This is a genomic window from Pseudomonas sp. s4 (assembly GCF_046764235.1).
Classification (GTDB): Bacteria; Pseudomonadota; Gammaproteobacteria; order Pseudomonadales; family Pseudomonadaceae; genus Aquipseudomonas; species Aquipseudomonas asiatica.
Map to the genome: position 1 here is coordinate 3,802,859 of NZ_CP177209.1, position 22,696 is coordinate 3,825,554.

The 22,696-nt window shown below is 56.7% G+C and carries 19 protein-coding genes and 2 pseudogenes; 9 read left to right on the forward strand and 12 right to left on the reverse strand.

From position 1 onward, the window contains the following. Positions 1-6 precede the first annotated feature (6 nt). The 3 genes from ACK56M_RS17695 to ACK56M_RS17705 form a co-directional block, all read right to left on the reverse strand. A complete protein-coding gene (locus ACK56M_RS17695; protein ID WP_411958820.1) occupies positions 7-444 on the reverse strand; it encodes an RES family NAD+ phosphorylase in 438 nt (145 codons plus the stop codon). After that, the gene (locus tag ACK56M_RS17700) at positions 441-890 is read right to left on the reverse strand and encodes an antitoxin Xre/MbcA/ParS toxin-binding domain-containing protein (protein WP_013973163.1); all 450 of its coding nucleotides are present in this window, start codon (positions 888-890) and stop codon (positions 441-443) included. The genes ACK56M_RS17695 and ACK56M_RS17700 overlap by 4 nt, the downstream gene beginning before the upstream one ends. 98 nt (positions 891-988) lie before the next feature. After that, a complete protein-coding gene (locus tag ACK56M_RS17705; protein WP_054572086.1) occupies positions 989-1,642 on the reverse strand; it encodes an oxygen-insensitive NAD(P)H-dependent nitroreductase NfsB in 654 nt (217 codons plus the stop codon). Positions 1,643-1,746: 104 nt separating this feature from the next. On the opposite strand from ACK56M_RS17705, the gene ACK56M_RS17710 reads away from it, so the two are divergent. The 3 genes from ACK56M_RS17710 to ACK56M_RS17720 are packed head-to-tail and all read left to right on the forward strand — an operon-like array spanning position 1,747 to position 4,183. Next, positions 1,747-2,670, forward strand: coding sequence for a LysR family transcriptional regulator (locus ACK56M_RS17710; RefSeq protein ID WP_054572087.1), 924 nt, complete (start codon positions 1,747-1,749; stop codon positions 2,668-2,670). A 47-nt stretch (positions 2,671-2,717) separates the two neighbouring features. Beyond that, the gene (locus ACK56M_RS17715) at positions 2,718-3,548 is read left to right on the forward strand and encodes an AraC family transcriptional regulator (protein ID WP_264209570.1); all 831 of its coding nucleotides are present in this window, start codon (positions 2,718-2,720) and stop codon (positions 3,546-3,548) included. A 50-nt stretch (positions 3,549-3,598) separates the two neighbouring features. After that, positions 3,599-4,183 (forward strand): LysE family translocator, encoded by a 585-nt coding sequence (locus tag ACK56M_RS17720; protein ID WP_054572088.1) that lies wholly within the window; start codon positions 3,599-3,601, stop codon positions 4,181-4,183. 139 nt (positions 4,184-4,322) lie between these two features. Here ACK56M_RS17720 and ACK56M_RS17725 read toward each other — a convergent pair whose 3' ends face one another. Beyond that, positions 4,323-5,522 (reverse strand): sugar transporter, encoded by a 1,200-nt coding sequence (locus ACK56M_RS17725; protein ID WP_411958821.1) that lies wholly within the window; start codon positions 5,520-5,522, stop codon positions 4,323-4,325. 204 nt (positions 5,523-5,726) lie between these two features. On the opposite strand from ACK56M_RS17725, the gene ACK56M_RS17730 reads away from it, so the two are divergent. Further along, positions 5,727-7,046 carry a hypothetical protein gene (locus tag ACK56M_RS17730; protein WP_217191284.1) on the forward strand — a complete coding sequence of 440 codons (1,320 nt, stop codon included), beginning with the start codon at positions 5,727-5,729 and terminating at the stop codon, positions 7,044-7,046. 121 nt (positions 7,047-7,167) lie between these two features. Here ACK56M_RS17730 and calA read toward each other — a convergent pair whose 3' ends face one another. The 3 genes from calA to ACK56M_RS17745 form a co-directional block, all read right to left on the reverse strand. Next, positions 7,168-8,220: a vanillin reductase gene (calA, locus tag ACK56M_RS17735; protein ID WP_061304070.1), complete on the reverse strand. Its 1,053-nt coding sequence runs from the start codon at positions 8,218-8,220 to the stop codon at positions 7,168-7,170. Positions 8,221-8,846: 626 nt separating this feature from the next. Next, positions 8,847-9,752, reverse strand: coding sequence for an AraC family transcriptional regulator (locus ACK56M_RS17740; RefSeq protein ID WP_232861046.1), 906 nt, complete (start codon positions 9,750-9,752; stop codon positions 8,847-8,849). A gap of 575 nt (positions 9,753-10,327) precedes the next feature. Then, a complete protein-coding gene (locus tag ACK56M_RS17745; RefSeq protein WP_411958822.1) occupies positions 10,328-10,603 on the reverse strand; it encodes a helix-turn-helix domain-containing protein in 276 nt (91 codons plus the stop codon). Between the two features lie 142 nt (positions 10,604-10,745). Here ACK56M_RS17745 and ACK56M_RS17750 point away from each other — a divergent pair, with 142 nt between their 5' ends. Continuing rightward, positions 10,746-11,207 carry a hypothetical protein gene (locus ACK56M_RS17750; RefSeq protein ID WP_411958823.1) on the forward strand — a complete coding sequence of 154 codons (462 nt, stop codon included), beginning with the start codon at positions 10,746-10,748 and terminating at the stop codon, positions 11,205-11,207. A gap of 190 nt (positions 11,208-11,397) precedes the next feature. After that, a pseudogene (locus ACK56M_RS17755) lies at positions 11,398-12,159 on the forward strand (SIR2 family NAD-dependent protein deacylase). Between the two features lie 237 nt (positions 12,160-12,396). Here the strand turns inward: ACK56M_RS17755 and ACK56M_RS17760 are convergent. Next, positions 12,397-12,765 carry a histone-like nucleoid-structuring protein, MvaT/MvaU family gene (locus tag ACK56M_RS17760; protein WP_411958824.1) on the reverse strand — a complete coding sequence of 123 codons (369 nt, stop codon included), beginning with the start codon at positions 12,763-12,765 and terminating at the stop codon, positions 12,397-12,399. A gap of 579 nt (positions 12,766-13,344) precedes the next feature. Between ACK56M_RS17760 and ACK56M_RS17765 the strand changes: the two are divergent. Both ACK56M_RS17765 and ACK56M_RS17770 read left to right on the forward strand, forming a co-directional pair. Continuing rightward, positions 13,345-13,683, forward strand: a pseudogene (locus ACK56M_RS17765) (IS3 family transposase); the annotation flags it as partial. A gap of 156 nt (positions 13,684-13,839) precedes the next feature. Further along, positions 13,840-14,634 (forward strand): hypothetical protein, encoded by a 795-nt coding sequence (locus ACK56M_RS17770; protein ID WP_411958825.1) that lies wholly within the window; start codon positions 13,840-13,842, stop codon positions 14,632-14,634. 122 nt (positions 14,635-14,756) lie between these two features. Here ACK56M_RS17770 and ACK56M_RS17775 read toward each other — a convergent pair whose 3' ends face one another. From ACK56M_RS17775 to ACK56M_RS17790, 4 genes are all read right to left on the reverse strand, one after another. Continuing rightward, the gene (locus tag ACK56M_RS17775; protein ID WP_411958826.1) at positions 14,757-15,743 is read right to left on the reverse strand and encodes a hypothetical protein; all 987 of its coding nucleotides are present in this window, start codon (positions 15,741-15,743) and stop codon (positions 14,757-14,759) included. 464 nt (positions 15,744-16,207) lie between these two features. Then, a complete protein-coding gene (locus ACK56M_RS17780; RefSeq protein WP_411958827.1) occupies positions 16,208-17,194 on the reverse strand; it encodes a hypothetical protein in 987 nt (328 codons plus the stop codon). A 728-nt stretch (positions 17,195-17,922) separates the two neighbouring features. Continuing rightward, positions 17,923-18,069, reverse strand: coding sequence for a hypothetical protein (locus ACK56M_RS17785; RefSeq protein ID WP_411958828.1), 147 nt, complete (start codon positions 18,067-18,069; stop codon positions 17,923-17,925). Positions 18,070-18,166: 97 nt separating this feature from the next. Beyond that, entirely contained in the window at positions 18,167-19,945 is a 1,779-nt protein-coding gene (locus ACK56M_RS17790) for an NACHT domain-containing protein (protein WP_411958829.1), read from the reverse strand. A gap of 613 nt (positions 19,946-20,558) precedes the next feature. Between ACK56M_RS17790 and ACK56M_RS17795 the strand changes: the two genes are divergently transcribed. Continuing rightward, a complete protein-coding gene (locus ACK56M_RS17795) occupies positions 20,559-21,755 on the forward strand; it encodes a hypothetical protein (RefSeq protein ID WP_411958830.1) in 1,197 nt (398 codons plus the stop codon). The last annotated feature ends 941 nt before the right edge of the window (positions 21,756-22,696 follow it).

Below are 22,696 nucleotides of genomic sequence, written 5' to 3' on the forward strand. Positions count from 1 at the left end.
ACTTCCCTAAAACAGCCGGCTGTCCGGGGTGAAGTCCTCGACCTCGAGCCTGGCGCTGTTTGCATGCGGATGGCGCGGGTTGAACAGGTAATTGGTGGTGCTGGGCATGATCGCGCTCGGCACCGGCAGCAGCAACGCCGAACACTCATCCAGAAAACGGTTGCCCAGGCCCCGGGTCAGTTCGGTCTGGCTCGACCAGCCAGGCTGCAAGGCAGGCAACTGCGCTTGCGAAACGGTGTCGGGCAACTCGATACGCAGCAGCCGCATGGTGGTGGGGAAATCCTCAGGGTCGATCTCCAGGTGCACCAGCACCTCCAGCATTGCCCCGGCCGGGCTGGTGGCGGCATATACCACTGGCCGGCCCGCCTGGTGCCAGCGGCCGCTGACACGCAAGCCGCCCGTTCCGCTCAAGTCTGCATAGGCGCTGATACGCCACAGAATCACAGGCCGAAGCCCTCGGCGATCTGCAGCAACATCTCCTCGACCTGGGTGGTGCCCTGCTGGGTGGTGAGCATCTGCATCGGCGTCAGCCCCGAGAAGCGCTCCTTGGGCTTGGACAGCCAGCGTTTTGCCTTGCCCGCTTCACCGAACACGGCTTCGGCCATGGCGGTGATATGGGCCGAGCGGAACAGCCGGTCGCTTTCTTCCACGGTCAGCGGCTGGTCACGTTCGATGCGGGTTTTCAGCGTGCGCAGGGGAATGATCTGGTCACGCTCCACAGGGGTGAACACGCCGAGTTCGGTCAGTTTCACCAGCCAGGTGGCAGCGAAGCCATGGGTGATACGGGTGTGGATTTCGAAGTCACTGGCGAGTTCGGGGATTTCCAGCAGTGCATGCAGGCGCGCCCGGTACTCGTGGTAACCATTGTCGCGAAGCACTTCGGCAAGCATGGCGCTCTCCTTTCCGGCGTTTGCCGACAAGTATGCGGCATATGCCGGATTTTGCAAGCCGACCGGAAAGACGGGGCCGCAGAGCGGCCCCGGCAACCTCACAGGAAGGTGAACACCTGCGAAGCCGGCAACCGCGACTTGTTCAGCCCGGCATTGAAGTCCGCCTCGCTGCGATAGCCCAGGCTGAGAATGACCACACTGGTGAACCCACGCTCACGCAAGCCCAGCTCGGCATCGAGAATCTTGCTGTCGAAGCCTTCGATCGGGGTGGCATCCAGCCCATGTGCCGCAGCCCCCAGCAAGGCAGTACCCAACGCCAGGTAGGTCTGCTTTTCCATCCAGTGCTGCAGGTCCTTCTGATCGAAGCGGTGCAGGTCGACGTAATGCCGGCGGCTCTGGTTCTGCCCGGCACGCGCCTGCTCATCGCGGAAGCGGCCATCGGCGCCTTCCTGGTGGAGCACGGCATCCAGGTGCGCTTCGGTCATCTCGGTTCGGGTGCAGAACACGATCACATGCGAGGCATCGAGGATCTTCGGCGAATTGTAGGCATAGCGCTCTGTGGTGCTCTTGGCCAGGCGAGCCTTGCCTTCGGCGCTGTCGGCAACGATGAAATGCCACGGCTGCGAGTTGACCGAGGAAGGGCTATGGCGCAGTTGTTCGAGCAAGGCATCGACAGTCGCCTGGGGAATGCGGCGCGAGGCATCGTAGGCTTTGGTGGTGTAGCGGCGCTTGGCCAGCGAGACGGTATCCATGCAACAACTCCGGGAATGAACAGGGGATTTGCCGGGCATCTTATCTTTCCTGCAGAAAAGAAAAACCGGCACAATGCAGCAACACTTTCATCCCTGGAGTGAAAATGCTGCGCATCGCCGACCTCGAACTGTTCGTCCGCAGCAGCGTGCTGGGCAGCTTTACCGCCGCCGCCCATGAGGCCGAACTGCTGCCGGGGCAGGTGGCCGCCGCGATCAAGCGCCTGGAGCGCGACCTGGATGTGCGCCTGTTCGCCCGCACTACCCGCAGCCTGCGCCTGACCGCCGAAGGCGAGTTGTACCTGCCGACTGCCCTGAATGTGCTGGAGAGCCTGCGCCAGGGGCGTGAAGACCTGCATGGCAACGCCAACACCCTGCGCGGTACTCTGCAGGTTTCGGCACCGTCCGACCTGGGCCGCAACATGTTGCTGCCGTGGCTGAGCGCCTTCCGCCGCGAGCACCCGGCCCTGCACCTTCGCTTCTTCCTGTCTGACCAGATTGCCGACCTCAACCGCGACCCGGTAGATGTGGCGATCCGCTACGGCCTCAACCAGGACGCCAACTACATTGCCCTGCCGCTGGCAGACTGGAACCGCCGGGTGCTGGTGGCGGCGCCCGACTACCTGGCCCGTCACGGCCGCCCCCTCACGCCCGACGCCCTGCAGCAGCATGCCTGCCTGCTGTATATGCAGCACAACCGGGTCTACGACAAGTGGCGGGTGGGCAACCGCACCGTGCAGGTGCGTGGGCCGCTGATCAGCGACGATGCCGACGTGATCCGCCGCCTGGCCTTGCAGGGCGAAGGCATCGTCTACAAGTCGTGGCTGGACGTAAGCGCCAACATCGCGGCCGGCGAACTGGAAATCATCCTGCCCGAGCACTTTGGTGAACCCGCCCCGGTCACCCTGGTGTGCCCGCACCGAAAGCAGCTCACGCCCGCAGTGGCGCAACTGCATCTGTGGCTGCGCGAACGCTTCGAGGCCTTGCGTAACCGGGCGCTGGCCAACGGTTGCACAATCGTTCCAGACTGAGCCTGGCCGTTGCGCTAAGGTAACGATTTCTGCCACGGCACGCCCCCATGAGCAACTGGATCGACCTCAAGCAAGACGCCGACACCGGCATCGAGTCGGTCCGCGCGCATTTCGTGGGGCATGCCTACGACCCGCACTGGCACGACAGCTTCCTGGTTGGCGTTACCGAGCAGGGCGTGCAGCAATTCGATTGCCGGCGAGTGCGCCATCGCAGCACGCCGGGGAACGTATTCCTGCTGGAGCCCGGTGAAATCCATAACGGCCATGCGCCCACCGAGGACGGCTTCACCTATTCGACCCTGTACCTGGAACCCACCTGGGTGGACAGACAACTGCGGGCACTTTTCGAACACGCGCCGGGCGACAGCCTGCCCAGCTTCGCCGATACCTTGTGCCACGATGAGCGCCTGGCGCGTGCCACTGCCCTCGCCTTCCAGGCCGTGCATACCCAGGACTTGCGCATTGTCCGGCAGACGGCCATGGACGACCTGCTGGCCTGCCTGACCCGCCACCTGCACTGGCGCCGGCGCCTGAACCCGGACCCGCGCCTGCCGCTGACCGCGCAGCGCGCGCGGGATTACCTGCACGCCAACCTGGAGCGCGACATCGGCCTGGAAGACCTGGCCCAAGCCTGTGGCATCGACCGCTTCCGCCTCACCCGCGCATTCAAGGCCGCATTCGGCCTGGCGCCGCATGCCTATCTGATCCAGCTGCGCCTGGCCCGGGCGCGGCGCCTGCTCGCCCAGGGCCAGACTCCCACCGAAGTGGCCATGGCCCTGGGCTTTGCCGACCAGAGCCACCTGGGGCGCTGGTTCCGCCGTGCCTACCAGCTGACCCCGGCCGACTACCGCAGGCGCTGCTCAAACCTTCCAGACTGAAAGGCGGCGGGCAGCGAGCATGGTGCTTCGTTTATCCGGAGCCCTTGATCATGTCGCAGTCGTTGTTGCCCTTCATCCTGTTTGCGTTGGTATCCAGCATCAGCCCCGGGCCGACCAACCTGTTGATTCTTGCCCATGGGGCCCGCTTTGGCCTGTGCGCGAGCCTGGCGCCGGTCGTTGCGGCCTGCGGTGCCGCAGCGGCGATCGTGCTGATGGTGGGCCTGGGGCTGGGTGAACTGCTGCTGCGCCACCCGCTGGCCCAGCAGTTGATGAGCTGGACCGGGGTTTTGTGGTTGAGCTGGCTGGCGTGGAAGATGCTGCGCAGTGCCGCCGCTCCGCTGCAGGCGACCACGGCGCAAGGCTTCAGCGCACTCAGCGCAGCCTCGTTGCAAGTGGTCAACCCCAAGGTGTGGTTGATGGCCGTGGCGGTGGTCGGGGTGTTTGCCTCGCCGTCGTTGCCGGTATGGCAGCTGGCGCTGGTGTTCTGGCTGATTGCCCTGCCATGCATGGCGGCGTGGGCGCTGCTGGGGGTGGGCAGCGCGCGATGGTTGCAGGCACCGCGGCGGTTGCGGGTGTTCAACCAGGTGTTGGCGGGGCTGCTGTTGATTTCTGCATGGGCTGCCGTACTGGCTTGAGCCTGTAGGAGCGGCCTTGTGTCGCGATAGGGCTGCGCAGCAGCCCCCGGCGATATTCGCTGTGACGCTGAAATCCGGGGCCGCTGCGCGCCCCATCGCGACACAAGGCCGCTCCTACAAAGAACGCGCTAGCGCCAGGTCAGTGCGTCAGCGCCTCGCGGAACTGCCGGGTGCTGGCCACAGCCAGCAGCAACCCGGCCACTGCCACGCTACCGCCCACCAGGCCGATATCCGCCACATCCAGCTGGCTGCTGACGATACTGCCCAGCAACGCGCCACCGCCAATACCGATGTTGTAGATACCCGAGAACAGCGCCATGGCCACATCGGTGGCATCGGACGCCAGTTTCAGGGTCTTGGATTGCACCGACAGGCTGAAGCTGAGGATCGCCACACCCCAGAACATGCTCAACGCGGCGAAAACATAGAAGTTGCCCGACAGCGGCAACAGCAGCAACAGGCACGCCGCCAGCAGGCCGATCGAACCTACCAGGAAGCCATGCGGGAAGCGGTCGCTGTAACGGCTGAACAGCACCGAGCCGAACACCCCGGCGCCGCCGAACAGCAGCAGCAATAGCGTGGTGCGCTCTCCGCCTATCTGCGCCACGTGCAGGGCAAACGGTTCAATGTAGCTGTAGGCAGTGAACTGCGCGGTAATCACCAGCGTCACCAGCACATAGGTGATCACCAGCGCCGGGCGCTTGAACAGTATCGGCAGGCTGCGCAGCGAGCCCGAGTTCTGGCTGGGCAGCAGCGGCAACGACTTCATCAGGCACAGCATGGTCGCCAGCGCCACCCCGGCAATGCTCAGGAAGGTGATGCGCCAGCCCAGCGCTTCGCCCACCACGCGGCCCAGCGGGATGCCCAGGACCATGGCCAGGGTGGTGCCAGTGGCCAAAAGGCCCAGCGCCTTGGCCTGCTGCCCTGGCGGCGCCACGCGCACCGCCAGGGAAGCCGTGATGGCCCAGAACACCGCATGCGCCAGGGCAATACCGATACGGCTGACCAGCAATATGGCAAAGCTCTGTGACATCCACGACAGCAAGTGGCTGACGATGAACACCAGGAACACGAACAGCAACAGCCGCCGCCGCTCGATGTTGCGCGTCAGCAGCATCATCGGCAGCGAGGCCAGCGCCACTACCCAGGCGTAGATGGTCAGCATCAGGCCGACTTGCGCGGTGCTCATGTCGAAGCTGCGGCCAATGTCGCTGAGCAGCGCCACCGGGACGAACTCGGTGGTGTTGAAGATGAAGGCCGCCAGGGCCAGGGCAATGACGCTCAGCCAGCTGCCGCTACCCGCCGTGGGTGGCATGTTGGTGGGTATGGGTCCATTCATGGGTACAAACCGCTTCTCCGCAGGCAAGGCAACAGGACGCACGTCAGCCACCCACTTGCCGGGGTGTCGACGCACGCTTTGTTATTGGAAGGAATGCCCGGCATGGTACGCGTCAAGCCGGGGGCTCACAACCGCGAGGCGGGCAGAAGGAGTAACATGCGCGCTTTGTGCGAACGCGTATGCAACAAGGAGCCCGATCCGCTCATGGACCAGCAGCACTCCCAGCAGCAACAGTGGCAGCAGGCGGTCACCGCCTATGCCCAGGCCGTCAACGACTATGTCGCGCAGGGCCGCGCGCAAGGCTGGGATGACCTCGAAGAGCCCCTGCCGCAGGCCACCGAGCATTTGCTCGATGCCTGGCTGCAGGCCCTGCAAGCAGCCAACCGGCCCGGCGTCGAAGCCTTTGAGCAGCAAGCCTTCCGCGAAGCCTGGCCGCCCGCCCACCACCCCTTGCTGCCGCTGATCAAGGAGCACGGGCAAGGTATCGGCAACGTCCTGCTGCTGGAGGATGGCAGCCTGCTGGCACGTATCGGCATGCCGCATGACAAAGGCCAGGTGGTGCGCATCGACCCTCTCGGGGTGACCCCGGTGATCGGCGTCGATCACTTCGGCCGCTGCCCGGCCCGCCGCTATTTCGCCCTGGCCAATGCCGAGGGCATACGCGTGACCGATGGCTGGGGCGGCCCGCAGGTGCTGCGCCTGGCCTGGCCCACGGGGTTGGAGGGGTTGCCGCCGGGTTACCCGTTCGAGCCCTTCGACCTGCCTCCAACGCCGACCACGCTGATCCCCTTCCCGGATGGCCAGCGGGTGCTGCTGGTGAGTGCCGAGGGTATCTTCCTGCTGACCCGCCACGGCGCGACCCGCCTGCTGCCGCACCAGGCGCGGGTGCTCGACGAACTGGACGAAGGCACCGACCCGGACGACATCAGCCTGGGGCTGAGCATGGAGCACGGTGCGGTATCGGCGGATGGTCGGTTGATCGTGGTTGGCGAGCAAGGCAGCCGCCACCTGGTGCTGGATGATCAGCTCCGGCCCGTGGCGGCCATCGGCCCGGCCAGCGAGTATCCGCACTTTGCGCTGTTCAATCGTGCAGGTGACCAGTTGATAGTCAATGCCTGCCATTTCTATAGCGGTGCCACGCTGGCCGTCAGGGTGGCCGACTTGCCGGGGCTGGATACCGACTACTACAGCCAGGACCCGCGTACCCCGCTGGTACAGGATGGCGCACGGGTGTATGCCGGCGTGGCGCGCGAGGGCGAATATATCGTGGGGGATGCCTATGGTTACCTGCGGGCATTTGGCGAAGATGGCACGGAGCATTGGCAGCATTACCTGGGGTCGACCATCAGTGCGCTGGATATCAGTGCCGACGGGCGTACGCTGGTAGCGGCGAGCCATGCCGGGTTCGTTTCGGTGATTGCCCTGGACAACGGGCGCCCGGCCTGGCAGATCGGTACCGGGGCGCATGGCGAGGTACGGCGGTGGTTGTTCTGGAAAGGCTGGGACAGGGCATTGGCCTGGTAACAGGTGCAGCATCTTCATTGCCTGTACCGGCCTTTTCGCGGGCTCGCCCGCTCCCACAGGTACTGCACAGATTTCGAAAGCTGTGATTTACCTGTGGGAGCAGGCCGGGGCAGGCAACCAATCAGTTCTGCAAAGTCGCCATATCGATCACGAACCGGTACTTCACATCCCCGGCAATCATTCGCTCATACGCCTGGTTGATGTTGCGGATATCCAGCAACTCGATATCACAACGAATCGCGTGCTCGGCGCAGAAATCCAGCACTTCCTGTGTCTCGGCAATACCACCGATCAACGACCCCGCCAGCACCCGGCGCTTCATCACCAGATTGGCCGCATGAACCGCCGGGTCGATTGGCTCGATCAGGCCGACCAGGATGTGCACGCCATCGAATTTCAGGGTTTCCAGGTACGGGTTGAGGTCGTGCTGCACCGGGATGGTGTCGAGCAGGAAGTCGAAACGGCCTGCTGCTGCTCGCATCTGCTCGGCATCAGTGGACACGATCACATGGTCGGCACCCTGGCGGCGGGCTTCGTCGGCCTTGGCCTGGGAACGGGTGAACAGGGTCACTTCGGCGCCCAGCGCCTTGGCCAGCTTGATGGCCATGTGGCCCAGGCCGCCCATGCCGAGGATGCCGATCTTGTGACCAGGGCCGACGCCGTGGTGCTTGAGTGGCGAATAGGTTGTGATGCCGGCGCAGAGGATTGGCGCGGCGCTGGGCAGGTCCATGCCGGCCGGGATGCGCACCACGAAGTGCTCGCTGACCACGATGCTGCTGGAGTAACCGCCCATGGTGTTGCTACCGTCGACTCGGTCCGGGGTGGCATAGGTCATGGTCGGGCCTTCCAGGCAATATTGCTCCAGGTCCTTGGCACAGGCTTCGCAGTGTCGGCACGAGTCGACCATGCAGCCAACGCCGACCAGGTCGCCGACCTTGTGCGTGGTCACTTTGTCGCCCACGGCGGTGACGCGGCCGATGATCTCGTGGCCAGGCATCAGCGGGTACACGGCAATGCCCCATTCGTTGCGCGCCTGGTGGATGTCGGAGTGGCATACGCCGCAGTAAAGGATGTCGATGGCGACGTCGTCAGGGCGCGGGCTGCGACGCTCGAAGGTCATGGGAGCCAGAGGGCTGGTGGGGGTCTGGGCGGCGTAACCGATGGCGGTATACATGCAGGGCCTCGCTATGAAGTGAAACGATTCAGGCTGCACATTCTGCGCGCCATGCGTCGCTTCGCCCACGACTGATTCTCCGGTATCGATGCCTGATTCTCCGAAGATGCCATGCAGCATCTGGCGCCGAGCGTTCATTCTGCGATGATCAAACTGTCTGATTCTCTGCCCAGGTCCATCATGCAACTGACCCGCCACGTCGACGCCAATGCGCCGCTTTGCACACTGATCCGCAGCCTTGCCACGCGCCCGGGCCCCTTTTTTCACGATAATTGGTACCGTCGTCACGATGACTGGAAATTGGAAGCGAGGGAATAAGTATCCCAAGCTGGGAAGCGGCAAAACGCGACGGAACGTCAATTATAATTGACGGTCGTTATCTAACCCTGCTAATCGTTAATTCTCTGAGCGTGTGCCCAAGAACGCGAAGATTCCAAGGGACCAAACCTTTGAAATGGTAAACAGCTTCGCGCAGTTTACGCCGCTAGATGCTGGTGCCGATCACACATTCAACATCCGTTGAGCCGGTGGGCGGTAGTGTCTGCCTCGCCCACCGGTCGGGAACTAATCGACGACCTCCTCCTCACTCTGCTTGTCACAGTCTGCTTACCGGCGCCTTTCTCGTTTCACGCTGAAATTTTCAACTGCGCCCTTTCACTCCCCGGGCTTCGGTCGAAATAGCGTTTGTACTCACGACTGAATTGCGACGTGCTCTGATACCCCACCTGATGTGCCACCTGCCCTACCGCCATGCCCTCGCCGATCAGCATTTGCTGGGCCTTCAAAAGGCGCAGGCGTTTCAGATATTGCACCGGCGATAGCAGTGTGGTGCGCTTGAAATGCTCGTGAAAGGTCGAGGCGCTCATGTTGGCGCACCCGGCCAGCTCATCCACGCTCAACGCCTCGGCGTAGTGATTACGCAGGTGCTGTAGCGCCGCAGCGATTCTCGCGAAATGCCCCTGCTGCTCGACCAGCGCCCGCAACACCCCTGCTTGCGGGCCACGCAGTGCGGCATACAGCACCTCGCGCACCAGTGACGGCCCCATGACTTGGCGATCCATTGAGTCGTGCAGGCATCGCAACAGGCGCTCGACGCTCTCACGCATTTGCACATCCAGCTCGGCAGATGTCATGGATTCCGGCGTCTGCGCCTTGACCGACGCATCTGCGGGCAACCCCATGGCTTGCACCAGATCCCCGAGCACGAGCCGGTCGATCGACACCGACACGCCGTACAGCGGCTCTTCGGGCGTGGCAAAGGTTTCACACATGAACGGCACTGAGAGCGCCTGCACCAGATAATGCCCGGCGCCGTATTCGAAGGTACGCGGCCCCAGACGTGCGAGTTTGCTACCCTGCGCGAGGATGATCAGGCTCGGCTCGTATATCTGCGGGCTGCTGGCCACATAATTGCTCCAGGACAGCGTTTGCACGCCGGGCAAACCGGTATCGAGAAAACCGGGGGTGTAGGACAGCGGCTTGATCAGCGATACCAAGGTTTCGTTTACGTCGGAACGGGAAGTCAGAAGCATGGGTGATCGTACAGAGGATTAGACAATAACATGATCGCAGATCTGTGCCTGTTCGTATCACCCGGCCGTCCACCTCCGGAGGATTAGGCATTACTTACGGGGGAACGGACATCCCCGCACCCCTGCCTAACGCGCATAAGGCACCACATATACACAGCTATCGGTCACGCCGGCCCAGTATGCAACACTGGACCGCGTCGACGGCAGCAATACCATGAGCGGTTAGGGGTTGGTGGCTTGGCTGGTAAGTGCGCCTCGCTCGCTATACCTGAGAGACAACACCGTATATTAAGCTAAGCCCTCCTCCACCCATATTCCCGGCAAGCAGCCTTCGCCAGTGTTAGTCAGGAATCTTCCACGATTCTCGATACGGTTGCCTGAAAAAGCAAATTGAAAACGGGGAGCAGCGACGGTGACCATAGGCATTTGGATGTAGAAGGGGCCACCTTAGCCATGGAATGATCTACGCATGACTACGCTGCTCCCCGAAGCTTGTTTTCAGTGAGCAGCGCGATCTTAGTCGATTCAGAAAGTCATGAACACTATAGAGCTCATTTATGGTATTGGATCGATCTTCACGGCTTGAGAGCCTCCTCTCTCACCTGTTTAATCAGCCCGTCTAATCCCACATCGGGGTCTTGGATAAGGTACGCAGACACGATGAGGCTGAGTGGGTGGATACCAATGCGGCCGGCTAGCTCTTCAATTTTTTGAATAGTCGGCGACTTGAGTCCTCGCTCGAGGGAGCTCACGTAGGTTCGGCTACTGACTACTGAGAAATCTTCCTGGGTCAAGTCATGAAGAATGCGCATGCGCCGCAGTGCTTCACCCAGGGATTCACGGATTTCCATCACCACTCCTCAGAAAAGGAATGATGAAGCGCCATCGAACACGATAGGGCTACAATCTATAGTGTTCATTGTGGGATAATGTGAGGTTTCCCGCCCTGGTGACTGGTCGCCTAGGGGTACGCAGCGCTCAGTGGAGCCCGTTTTGATCTATTTGTCGGAATCTCACACCCGTACTGTCCGTACCGGTTCTTATTGTGAAATTGAGGGGATGTGCTTTTGGGTGACCTTGCGGTCGCTTTTCAACGGTGAGAGTGAGCGAGCCGCTGTCGTTGAAGATGCCTACGAGCTCAACGTTTTCCTCTCGCAGGCAACGGGCGTCGAGATCGCGCAGGTCCAAATGCTATGCCCTCCATCTATCTCCGGACGTCCGCACTGGAGCCTGGAAGAACTTCGTAAAATTGTGATTCACCGTGGCCTTGAATCCTCGCAGAGCGCGGTGATCTACGAGACCACAGTGGCCACCTACAAATTAGGGGATCTCGATTTGCGCCTGCGGAAACGGTCCCATGCGTTGTACTCGGCGCGAAACCTAAGAGCGCGGACCATCAGCGCGGTCCGTCCTCCTAAATCTGCTGAAGAACCGCAGCTATACGCGCACTTTTGATGCTGGAGCGCGCACCGACGGTGGCCAGCGAAGCCTATCCAGAATGAGGCTTGGACTGTGTGAGCATTAGCTCTGTTTTTTCAGCACAAGGCGCTCGTGTTGGCTGCTCACTTGATACAGACAATTGCGATGACACACCCGACCGCTCTCCTGCAGCCTTCCCTACCCCGCGTTAGGATGATGAATACCCATGGATCCCCTAACAAAAGCCGCTGAGGCACTGCGGTCTGGGCAACATATCATGGTGTTTACCGGCGCTGGCACTTCTGCCGGAAGCGGCATTCCGACTTTCCGCGACAGACTTACCGGACTGAGGGAGCACCAAGACCCCCAGCGTTTAGAAACTGCTCAGGCATTCCGCGAAAATCCAGCGCTGGTTTGGGGCTGGTATCTATGGCGGCGCCACTAGGTTATGCAAGCTCAGCCCAATGCGGCACATCGTGCGATCCATCGTTTATCTGGCAGTGCTCGGAGTGTCACGGTGGTTACTCAGAACGTTGATGATCTGCACGAGCGTGCGGGGAATTAGGATGTGCTTCATCTCCATGGCAGCCTGATGCACCCCAAGTGTTTTGCCTGTCATCGATATGTCGCGGAACCGCTGGTTTTTCCGATCCCCCCAACGGAGGGCGCATTGATAGAACCGCCACGCTGCCGTCGATGTAATGGTCGCTTGCGCCCAGGTATGGTGTGGTTTGGGGAAGATCTACCGCCAGGCGCATGGAAAACCGCCAGCCGAGCAGCACGACAGTGTGACGCCTTGCTTTCTATCGGGACTTCCGGCGTGGTCAGGCCTGCTGCGGACTTACCAGATGTAGCATTAGCGTCTGGTGCAGTGGTCATACACGTTAATACCACAGATGTATCCATGAGTGGGCCGAACGAGATCATGCTGATAGGCCCCGCTGAGAAAGCAGTGCCACATCTGATTGGTCTAGCGCTGTCGAGATAAGTCATCACAGGAATGCCTAGGTCTTGATAACTAGGATATACAGAACTCGTGCGGCAAATAGTCGTTGCGTCGAGCATCCCCGAAGAGAAAGACGCGGAGGAATTGGTAGATCGTCAAATCTATGCAGCTTGATGACGCTGCTTATACGAAGATTTCATGCCGTTTACGTAGCTTTTCTACAAAAAAGCCGCCCCATCGGACGGCTTCTGGTAATGCATCACTGAGTTGTAGAAGAGCTCATCGAGCGACCCAGCTTTCGACTTCATCGGCCCCGTATTCGGCTTTCCATTCCTTAAGCAGCTTGTGATTGCCGCCTTTTGTTTCGATGATCTCGCCGTTGTGCGGGTTCTTGTACTGCTTAACCTGGCGGGCACGGCGCGGAGCTCTCTCATCACCAGCTGGGGCTGTAGAACGGCGGCTGGTCTGGGGATCCAAGATGTTGATGACATCGCGCAGGCTGTAGCCGTACGTGGCGAGCAGGTCGCGCAGCTTAGTCTCGAATTCGATTTCTTTCTGGAGCTCAGAAGAGCCTTTCAATGCTTCCAGCTCGGCCAGCTGTGCGGCCAATTTCTGTTCAAGCTGACGGAATTCTGCCAGACGGGACATAGATACTTCCTCGATACCAGATGAAATTGATGAGTTACTTTAATACATCTGAGAGCACTCTACCTAAATTTTCAACGTGGGCCGGTCAATTTCATTGGATTCCGGCAAGGCGAGAGACAGCGCTAGATCGAGCTCTGCGTCCGCCTGCTTTATTTGGAAAATCCGCCGCGCCGGCGAGAAAGCGCCCTTTTGCCGCACCTGGACGCTGTCAGAAGCCAAGACCGTTGGTGCAGATGATTTAAGCGTAAAGGAGGTGTGCAAATAAGACGATCAAGGTCAAGCCGCCAAGCCAAAAGCTAGCGTGTCGCTTCCACGGTTGCGGGTGATCCGTTGCGCACAATGGATCAGTGACCAAGGCTCTGGATTGCGAACTCAACGACAGCTTCTAGAGGGCCGACACGCAGGTGGAAGGTCCTTTGTGGGATACGCCTACCGCCTCACCATGCGCTGCACTCTATTAGGTGTGATAAGCGCACGTTATCGAAACTAAACGGTTTTAACTGAATCATACATACCGACGTGCTAGAACGTGGGACTTATCATGCAATTGATTAGCAGAGAGGACAAGAGTGTCAGGCTTGGCGCCGCAAGCCACAGCAGCAAGTGATGATTCATTCAGATCAGGGAAGTCAATTCAGTAGCTCAGATTGGCAAAGCTTCTTGAAGGCAAACAACGTGATTAGCAGCATGAGTCGGCGAGGAAACTGCCATGACAACGCCGTAGCCGAGACCTTTTTCCAGCTTTTGAAGCGGGAGCGAATCCGACGAAAGATCTACGCAACGCGTGACGAAGCCCGAAGTGATATTTTCGATTACATCGAGATGTTCTATAACCCAAAACGTCGACACAGCAGTGCTATGCAGCTGTCGCCAGTAGAGTATGAGAAACGCTATTTTCTGAGCTTGGAGAGTGTCTAGGAAACCAGAGGCGATTCATTTTACGACATTATCGGAGTCGTGCAATCAGGGATTGCAGAGCTGGACGCAGCAAGCATCAAGCAGTAAGTTCCATCTTGTTGGTTCGACAACGATCTGTAGAGGTTAGGGGGTGAGATGATATCTGGTGAAGTGCAGATGCAAGCGATTCGTGATCGCCTGCCGAACAAGCAGTGTTGGATGCTATTCAAGGTAGCTAATCTAGATCGGCTACATGCTCTGCAGCGTGGTCTGCTTTATATGAACAGCGTCGACTATTTCGCGAAACTTGAGGGTGAGGCCGGGGCTGCCCTTCGAAGGGACGAGCTTGAGAATGTGTACCTTAAGCTCAGCTCTGGCATAAAGGATGGGGTTGTTAGCGAGCTCGTAATTCAGGTGGAAGGTCACGATGAAATCGTATTGAACCCAGAGACAATCATGACCTTGCAGCTGCCTCGTCCTGAAACCGTCATGGTGTATTGCCTCGGCTCTGTGTCAGCCGGACATGACGGACAGATTTGGGGGCTCGACAATGGAATGTTGCAATTCAGTGAGCGTTTCCGAGAGTTCGGCACCCATGTCCTTCGTATTACGAACCAAGCAGAGTTTTCTAGAAGGCTTTCACAAGCTATTGTGACCCATCCTCACCTCTACAATTCCCCCTTCTTTGAAGGGGGGTACGGCCAAGTCGATTACGTAGACTTTAGTAACTACAGCGGCCCGATAGGATTGTTTCGCAAACCGATTGAGTATGCTTGGCAAAGAGAGTACAGATTATGCTTTGGCGCAGAGCCTGAGGCGCTAAATGATCGGGGAGCGTTAGAGCTAAATATCGGAGATCTATCGGATATCACTGAGATCACAACCGTGGAGAGTTTTACGTCGAACCCGATGAGACTAATTCAAAGGAGTTATAGGATAATTGACGGAAAACCTGTGCAAGTTCTTCGCTAAACCTTCGTTTCGGGTCGTCTACGTGTAAAAACAAATAGCGTAAATAGATCGCGCAAACGAAAAAAGCGAAGCCAAATCAATGGCTTCGCTTCTAGTGTTTACAGTTCTGAAAAAGCTGGGTTTCAAAACGGTATATCATCGTCGAAAGGGGATGTAACTTTCGGGAGAGGCAAAGCGTTTTTTGGTAACGGCAGATTCGTAACAATAAAAAGATTAAGGATGTCGTGCCTGTCCATAAACATGATTTGAGAGCGCTTCGTGGCATCCAGCTTGTTGCCTAGCCAGTTTCTTGCCTGCTTTGTTATTTCACCGCCCGCGACGATAAATGCGTGGTCAACCAGGACTCGTCGATTCAGTTCCGAGTCGAAAATCTCGTGGCCAAGCATCATGTTCACTTGATTGTGAATCTCGGCGACCTTCGCTGAACCAGGCTTTCCGACGCCTGCTGAATCTAGCTTGCCCTTTTTAGCTTGGATACCAAAGTAGAGGACGTGGAGCGTCGGCAGGGTATATTTCATCCACACGTCCTTGCCGTACTCCAACGCCTTGTCTTTGTGACCCGCTGCCGTTATGCGATGAAACCCAAGCTGACGGAAAAGCGGCAGCAGAACCTCCTCGATCAGCTCATCTTCAGAGCACTTGTCGAGGTATGTGGTGAGTAGCTCTCGGCGCTCCATCTCCGCCGGAGTCAGCGGGCGATGCGGATTCGCCATCTGCGCAATGGTGTTAGTGGCATTGTGGCGCAACTGGCCAAGGCCGTGCTCGTCGTAGAACGCTTCCCAACCTTCGCGCACCAGCACAGCATTAAGCGCGGCAAGTGCTTTGTTCCGGTCCGGATCGCCCTCCTGCGCGTCGCCCTTGTCCAGAACTGCTCGGATGATTCGGATGAAAGCATCAGGCGGAACCGAAGGACTGGGATGCGGAAGAGCCAGCACCTCCTCCAGTCGGCTAGCTACCCATGCCCAGCGCGTTGAACCGTCGTGGGCGTAATCTAAGTCACAATCTTGAAAGAACTCAGTGATGTAACTGCTTGAACGATACCGAAAGTGGTCAGAGTCGCCACAAACAATGTGGGCGAGTTCTCTTAGATTCCTACTCTTCCATTTCATTTGCGTTCCTAGATTAGGCGGAAAGAGGCTGAAGCACAGCCGCTTTATTAGTGATGGATTGATCATAGCTTCCCACCGGCCCTTTGCTTTGCTCGCCCGAAGCCGCTCCCAGGCGTGCCCCTTATTGAAATTTCTAAACAGCCGGCACGCTGTGTAGTGCGCTTGCCAACTATCTCCGTGCGGATTCAGATACGGCCCAGTTGAGGCTTCTGGCCCACGCGAAGATCTGGCAAGGAGGCGATCCGATTCCCGGAATTCGCCAGGTATGCACCGGATCGCCGCCATTTGGCCGTATATTTGTTAGGAGGCTGCGTCAGTGGCTGCAATCGGTCGCTATCAGTCGTCCGCGACTGACCGCTATGGGTCGATACCTTCCGGTCAAGATCCGTGTGCTGGTCACATCCGTTGCAAATGGCTGTTCAAGTCGAATGCAAACAGCTGGTCAAATCAGTGCAATTACCCAGCTACGGGCGCAACCACTCGAAGTCATGCCCATCGGCTTGTGGCTGGGATTTGTATTCGCATCGCATGCGACTAAAATTTGTGGGCACGGAAACTGTACTTTCGAAGAAATCAGCGAAGTCGAAGCTGGAAAGCTTGTAGGGTGCGACCAGAACAGCTTCCTGAGTCGGCCCTAGGAAAACCACAGGCCTGTCAGGCAGTACGTTGTCGCACTCATGGGAGTAACTGAAATCAAGAGCGTGTGCCATCAGGTAAACCTTCTCAGGTACTCGAGAGTCGGCAATCTGGTCGTGGGACCAGCCCCAACCGAAATACAAGATCACGAAAGAAACGAGCACGGCGAGAAACGAATAAACGGGAGGGTCGTGAGGGGACTGGCCTGCCAACTGACCTTTGATCCAACCTGCACTGATGAATGCATGGGCCAAGGAAAGCAGGAAAGCCGCGGATAGCACAAACGGGAGCACTAGCTTGATAATGAGCAGGGCGGTTGTGAACACAAGTGTGATCGGAAATGCCGATGCATCCACATGAAAGACACCATTCACATATTCTGCTGCTCTTCCTCTTGAATACAGCACCACCCCAGAAAGGATGGCAGAGACCAGAAACTTTGTACTCGTAAAGCCCCATAGCGATCGGATGACAGCTGATCGCTCCAAGGAGACGCCGACGAAGATCGTGCAAAACGCCACAGCCCACAAGCGAAACGCGACGGTGTGCTCGCTCACCCACTCGATGTCGCTGCTAGCAGAACGAGTGATCGCGAGCAACACACCGATAGTCCCAATTAATCCAAGCGCCCTGCTGAGCTCTTTGCGGCGCCTATCTTCAGCGATGCCTTGGTAGAAAAGCCACCTACCGAGCTGCCGATGCATATCCCGAACATAGTACTTTAAAGATCTCGGACGGTTAGACGCCAAATCTTCCTCCCCCCCCTGAAGCTCATGCCGAATAGCTTTAACGTCACTTTTGGTTTGTTGGCTCATTAAAGGAACTTCTTGTTGGTCACTAGGAAATCAAGGTTCAACGTGCGAAAGGCGGTCACACGCTCTAGCCCCCACAAGCAGAGCACCCTGCTAGGCAGCTCTGCGCGCTCAACTGTAACCGTTGGAAAAATCAGCAGCTTTTCGTAGGGATGCTGAGCTTCGTTCAAAGCCGCGACGGGCATAGAGGTGGCGCATAACCCACAGGGGAGTTCATCCGGATACGCATACCCGCCCCCTCTAATGGTACGGCCTCTGGAGAGAGTCCTCATCAGTGAGCCGGTCTACTCGGGCGACCTTCCAATCGGTGTTCGCCCTTCAGCAGGATTACAATCGTCCGAGTAATGATCGATCAGTGAACGGTTCCGCCACTATGGGTCGAGAGCTGCCAATCACGAGCGACCGCTCTCGACCCAAGGCGGACACTGATCCAAAGCTCTGTAGTCAGTACCGGCCTCATCGCCGGCAAGCCGGCTCCCACAGGAATATTACCAGCCTTCAGGCATGCGCTGTACCTGTGGGAGCTGCGCTTGCCGGCGATGGGCCGCGAAGCGGCCCCGGTTACAGATGTCCGCTATGGGTCGATAACGGACAGTTGCGACTGAGCGCTATCGACCCATAGCTGAGGCGGGATTCAGGGCGTTGAAACTATCGCTGAAAGGCCTCGTGCTGCAAGGCCTTCAGCGCCTTTGGAAAGAAGCGCAAAACTATCGCAACCACTTAGCACACCTTCACAGGGAAAGGCGAGCCAGCAGCGCATCGTCAGGTGCGGCATTCCCCTGGCGAATGATCGCGGCCTTTTCCAACTGACTACCGGCCCGCCAGCCTTGCTGGGAGGTCCAGGCCATCAGCAACAAAGGCAACAGAACTACCGGCAATGGGTTTCCGGTTTGCAGTTGCAAGCCGCGAAACTGTCGTGTCGCTAGCAGCAAGTCAGTAATTTTCGTGTGGGCCTTCTACCAATCGTCCTAGGTCTCATTCAAGAATGTTAATTTTTCCGAGTTCGGAATCAATGATGGTCTGATGCTTCTCAAGTATCGTTGTCAGCGTGTACTCAAACTTGTGAAATGCCTGCCAGGCAGAATCGTTTTCGAAAAGCTCCGAAACTATATCAATGCGAATTAGTTTAGTGGTTTGTGATAGTTCGACTACATCTTGCGGGGTTCTAGTGATCGCTAGATTGATTAGCTTTTTATCAGATTTTCTTATTTGGTCTGAAAAGTGAGGTATAAAATTATCGTGGAGCATGTGGGCGAATTCGTGTACTCGAGTAGGAGTCAGGAACCCCCATACATTAACATGGCCACCCTCAACTCCAGCGTGTAGTTCTGGGTATAGGCCTAGTAAATACTTTCCCAACTCAACTTTATCTTTGGATGACAAAATTGGCCTCAGGAGACTCAGTTCTTGGGGAATTACTTGCAAGATGTAGTCGCGGGCGTATCGGTAGCTGTCAATATTCGCTAGAAATCCAAAAGTTGACTGCCAAGTTTCTAGTTTTTCATGGGCGCGGCGATAAAATTTTTTAGCGAATTCGTCACCACTGTGTTTTATGAAAGATGCGGCGTGATATTCTGGTATGCTTTTGTGAAGAAAAGTCGTTAAATCGAATCCATCTTCTAGCATCAGACAAGCTACAGAAACGATATCTTTTTTAAATCCGTCAAGCTCACATAAGCAATCTGGTGTGGTAGAAATAGCTTTTTCGAACATTGTGGAGAACTCATTGTCCGTCAATGATCGTCCAAGTGAGTTTTGAATACACAGAAAACAAAACACATCAAATAACTTTTGAAGTCTTTTTTCTGGAAGCCCACTGAAATGCTGCCTATTGAAACCTGCTTTTAGTTTATCGTGACGAGTGAATACTATATTGAAGAGTTTTTCAAAAAACTCTGGCAAAGAAGATGGGATCTCCTTCTCCGAATCATAAACCGATAGAACCAAAGTCAGCATTAATGGTGTATTGATTACGCCCTGTATATTTGAAGGGGCGTCAGAGATTGCCTGTATGATTTCGTTGCGCCTAACTACATTGCGAACTAGCTTTCTCAGGAATGGATCGTAATCATCAGCGCTTAAGTGGCTCAGTCGTAAGATCTCGAAATCTATCAGATTTTGAATTGAATGTTGTGGGCGAGATGAAATGATAATTCTAAGCTTTTCGGTTTTCGCGATTATTTTAGAAATTGCGTGTAAGGTATCGTTAGTATAGTCCTCGTGGAGCTCATCGAACCCGTCCAGAACCAAAGTTATAAGTCCTTCGTTTGCTAGGTGCTCAAATATTTCTTGACTTCCTTTGATGCCGATCGTGTCAAGATAACTTAATATTAAATCATTTAATGTTCGGGTAGAAGATATTGTGCGGAACTCAATGAATATTGGTATTGAATTTGATTCAAGTATCGAGTTGCAGAGATGGCGTAAAAAAATAGATTTCCCTTGCCCTACTATCCCCTCTATAATCAAATGCCCCTCAGGGAGGTCAGCTGCAGAATCAATCTTCTTAACTTCCTCGTCAATGATTACTTTTGATGGGTAGTAAAAGCTTTTTAAATTGATACTCTTTTCCCTGGACCATATGGTTTTCACTGTATTAATGTTGGTCATAGCTTTTGTTAGCTTCTTTTCGCATGCTGCTGCTGACCATTTGTTTATTTTCTCTTTGAGCAAGCCTGAGCAGTGTTTGATGACGCTTGCTATCGCGGGAGTAATAACTTTAACCGCACTGGCTGTAGTAAGTTCCACTGGCATTTAGTCTGTTTATCCTAGGTTCTTGGGTGTTCGGCTATCAAGAGCTTGGTGGCATTGTGCTAGTGTGTGGTGCGATCTGCAACTATGATGATGGAGTTCGTGGATTCTCCCGGTTGTGGGCTTGCAACGAGCAGGAGGAGGCTTGGGATACCGGCATATTCGCCGTGTACCAGCCGGATAAATTCTGCTGAGGGGGGCGCCGACCAGGACGGCGGGGCGATTTTTCGAAGGCAGCGTAGGTGGGAGCTAGGCTTGGATATTGACGTCAGCTATCGATCTGGCGCCTGAAAATAGGGGGCTGCTTCGCGACTCATCACCGACAAGCGTGGTTTCCACCGGTGTGGGATACCGGCGCGGCTGCAATAGAAGTGGAAAGATTACGCCTGATAGCTGAGTCTCTGTTCCAAGCTGCCACTGACTATCAAATGAGAGCCTTTGGCCGCGGGGGCGGAACCACTCACTGATTGGCATTTGCGCGGAAGATGGTACGTCCTGCGAATGTCTGCTTTCGACCCATTGCAGCCAGTCAGCTTGGGCAGCAACCGGCCAGAAGCGGACACTCATGGTTCCTAATCTCCAAGACTTAGGTGTCTACGCAGCCAGAGGCGATTCAATGAATGCGAAATCTTCAAGCGTGATACTCAATCAGGACGAAATTTCATCGTACCTGGCAGCATTTGGCGAGAAGGAGGTTTACCTCCGTGAGGCCGTGCTGTTGATTCCAATGGAGAAGGTGTTTGCATTGCTGGATATCAATCTCCGCTCGCTGTGGGAGGCAATCAAGGAAGTACGCGGAGGGCTCCCAACGAGCAAAACTGCACTGAAGTACCTTTCGAAATCTGCTTCAGATTTTTCCACCAAGCGGCAACACAGGTTCATCCGAGCTATACCTATACCCAGGCAGTCAACAGAGCTCTCCATAGCTCAAATGGAAAAAGGCTTTACCGTTCCCACAGTCACAAGCTGGCTTGGCTTTCTAGAGCTGTCGCGCCTTAACCCTGTAGTACTGGACTACTGGAAGGCCAAGCTCTACGCGCTATCGGATCTCAGCGGACAGGTGATTTGCTTATTGCCTAATAAGCGTGACCGGTTCGCTGCTTACACCTCATCAGAGGTGGTCGTACAGCTCGGATGTCCGGCAAGTCGTCAGTCGATACTTGATCTGCTGCATGACCTGAGCGAAGACGAGCTTGTGCAGAGTAGAGCATTTGCGCAGCTGATGTCTGCCGATAGCCTGGCGACACTGCTCAGGTTGGCCGCATGGTTTATGGCAGATTCGCAGGTAGGTAACTGGGAGATTGAACTAGAGGAAGGAACACAAAATGTTATCCATGCAGCCTGGGTCATACCAACGTGGTGCGCATCAAGCCAGTCATGGTCAAACCCCATGCAGGCCGCGCTCGAAAAACTGGCTTCCCTTGCTGGGCTAACCAAGAAAAGGCCTGGGCCTGTCACTTATCTCGGAAAGCTCTGGGCAGCGCACGATGGCATGGAGCCGGAATCACGAATTCGCTTGTTGCGGAACTGGATGCAACTCAAAGGTGGGCGTCCCTCGTTCCACATGCTACTTGATCTGATCAAGGTCAGTTATGGCCTCCACCTCCAGCAGAGAGGTGATCTGCCACTCGATGCTAAAGCAGATTACTGGCAGGTGGCATGCGTGTTTCGCTTCGCCGAGACGATGTCCTTACTCATTCGAGATCTAAAGCGTTCTGGTTGGCCGACAGAGCTCGTGATCTCGCTAATGGATGTGTATGAAACAGAGTACCGAATGGCACGCCGATTGTTGGGCAAACCCCTCGAAAATTGAAGGCGCCACACAGGCGCCTTCAATTCAGGTGATCAGATTCGATCCTCCCAGTCTTCAGGACGTTCATCGTACCCACGCGATTCCCAGTAGGAGTCGTTGTTCGGGTTCAGCTGGTTGGCGTGGTTGTCTTGATCGCTTTTCTGGCTCATGGCCGTCTCCTTCAAAAGTGCCCGCAGGAATTCGCGTGCGGGGCCAGTATCGGAAACATCCAGACCTCAAAATAGGGAATTGAAATGGAAAATTTTAGGTAGCGCAGTCTATCGGGGCTGAGGTGATTCAGATGTAGATCGGCATAATATGGTTGCTGGTTTCACACCTATGAAGGTGTAGGTGAACAGGTGAAGGTGAGTCGCTCCTGCTTTCTGGGCGTCGAGCTGCTGCTTTTGGGCGTTAGCTGCCTTCCGCCAAAGGCGGCTATGGGTCGATCGCGGTCAGTCGTGACCGGCCGCGACCCAAAAGGCTGCTACGTCAATTTCAGTTCAGCAAAAGGCTTAATGCCTGTGGACTGAGTAACTGGATCACCCCTCCGATTACCATTGAAGCACCAACTGCAGCCGCTACTCTCCACCCGCCAGAGGTGATAGTGGCCGCTACAACCAAGGCAACGCCTTTTACGTACCCCGGAAATCTACCATCACTGGGCCACATGGCGACGCAACACCAGGCGAGAGCGAACAAGCTCCGCGCGGCGTTAATCGATCAGCGAGCACAACCAACACTCACATTCTGACTATCCTCATACTTCCTAGCTATTCGCAAGGACGGTGAACGTAGGTCCGAAGAGAGGAAGTGGATACTTGCAGAGGCTCTGGATCAATGGGCGAGCACAGTTGACTCACTAAGAGCTCGAGAGCGCTCAGCGGCTAACGCCCAAGTCGAAGAGATTGAGAAAGAACGGCTCATCAAGGCCTTCCTCAGTAGTGCGCTAGGTAAGCACCCAA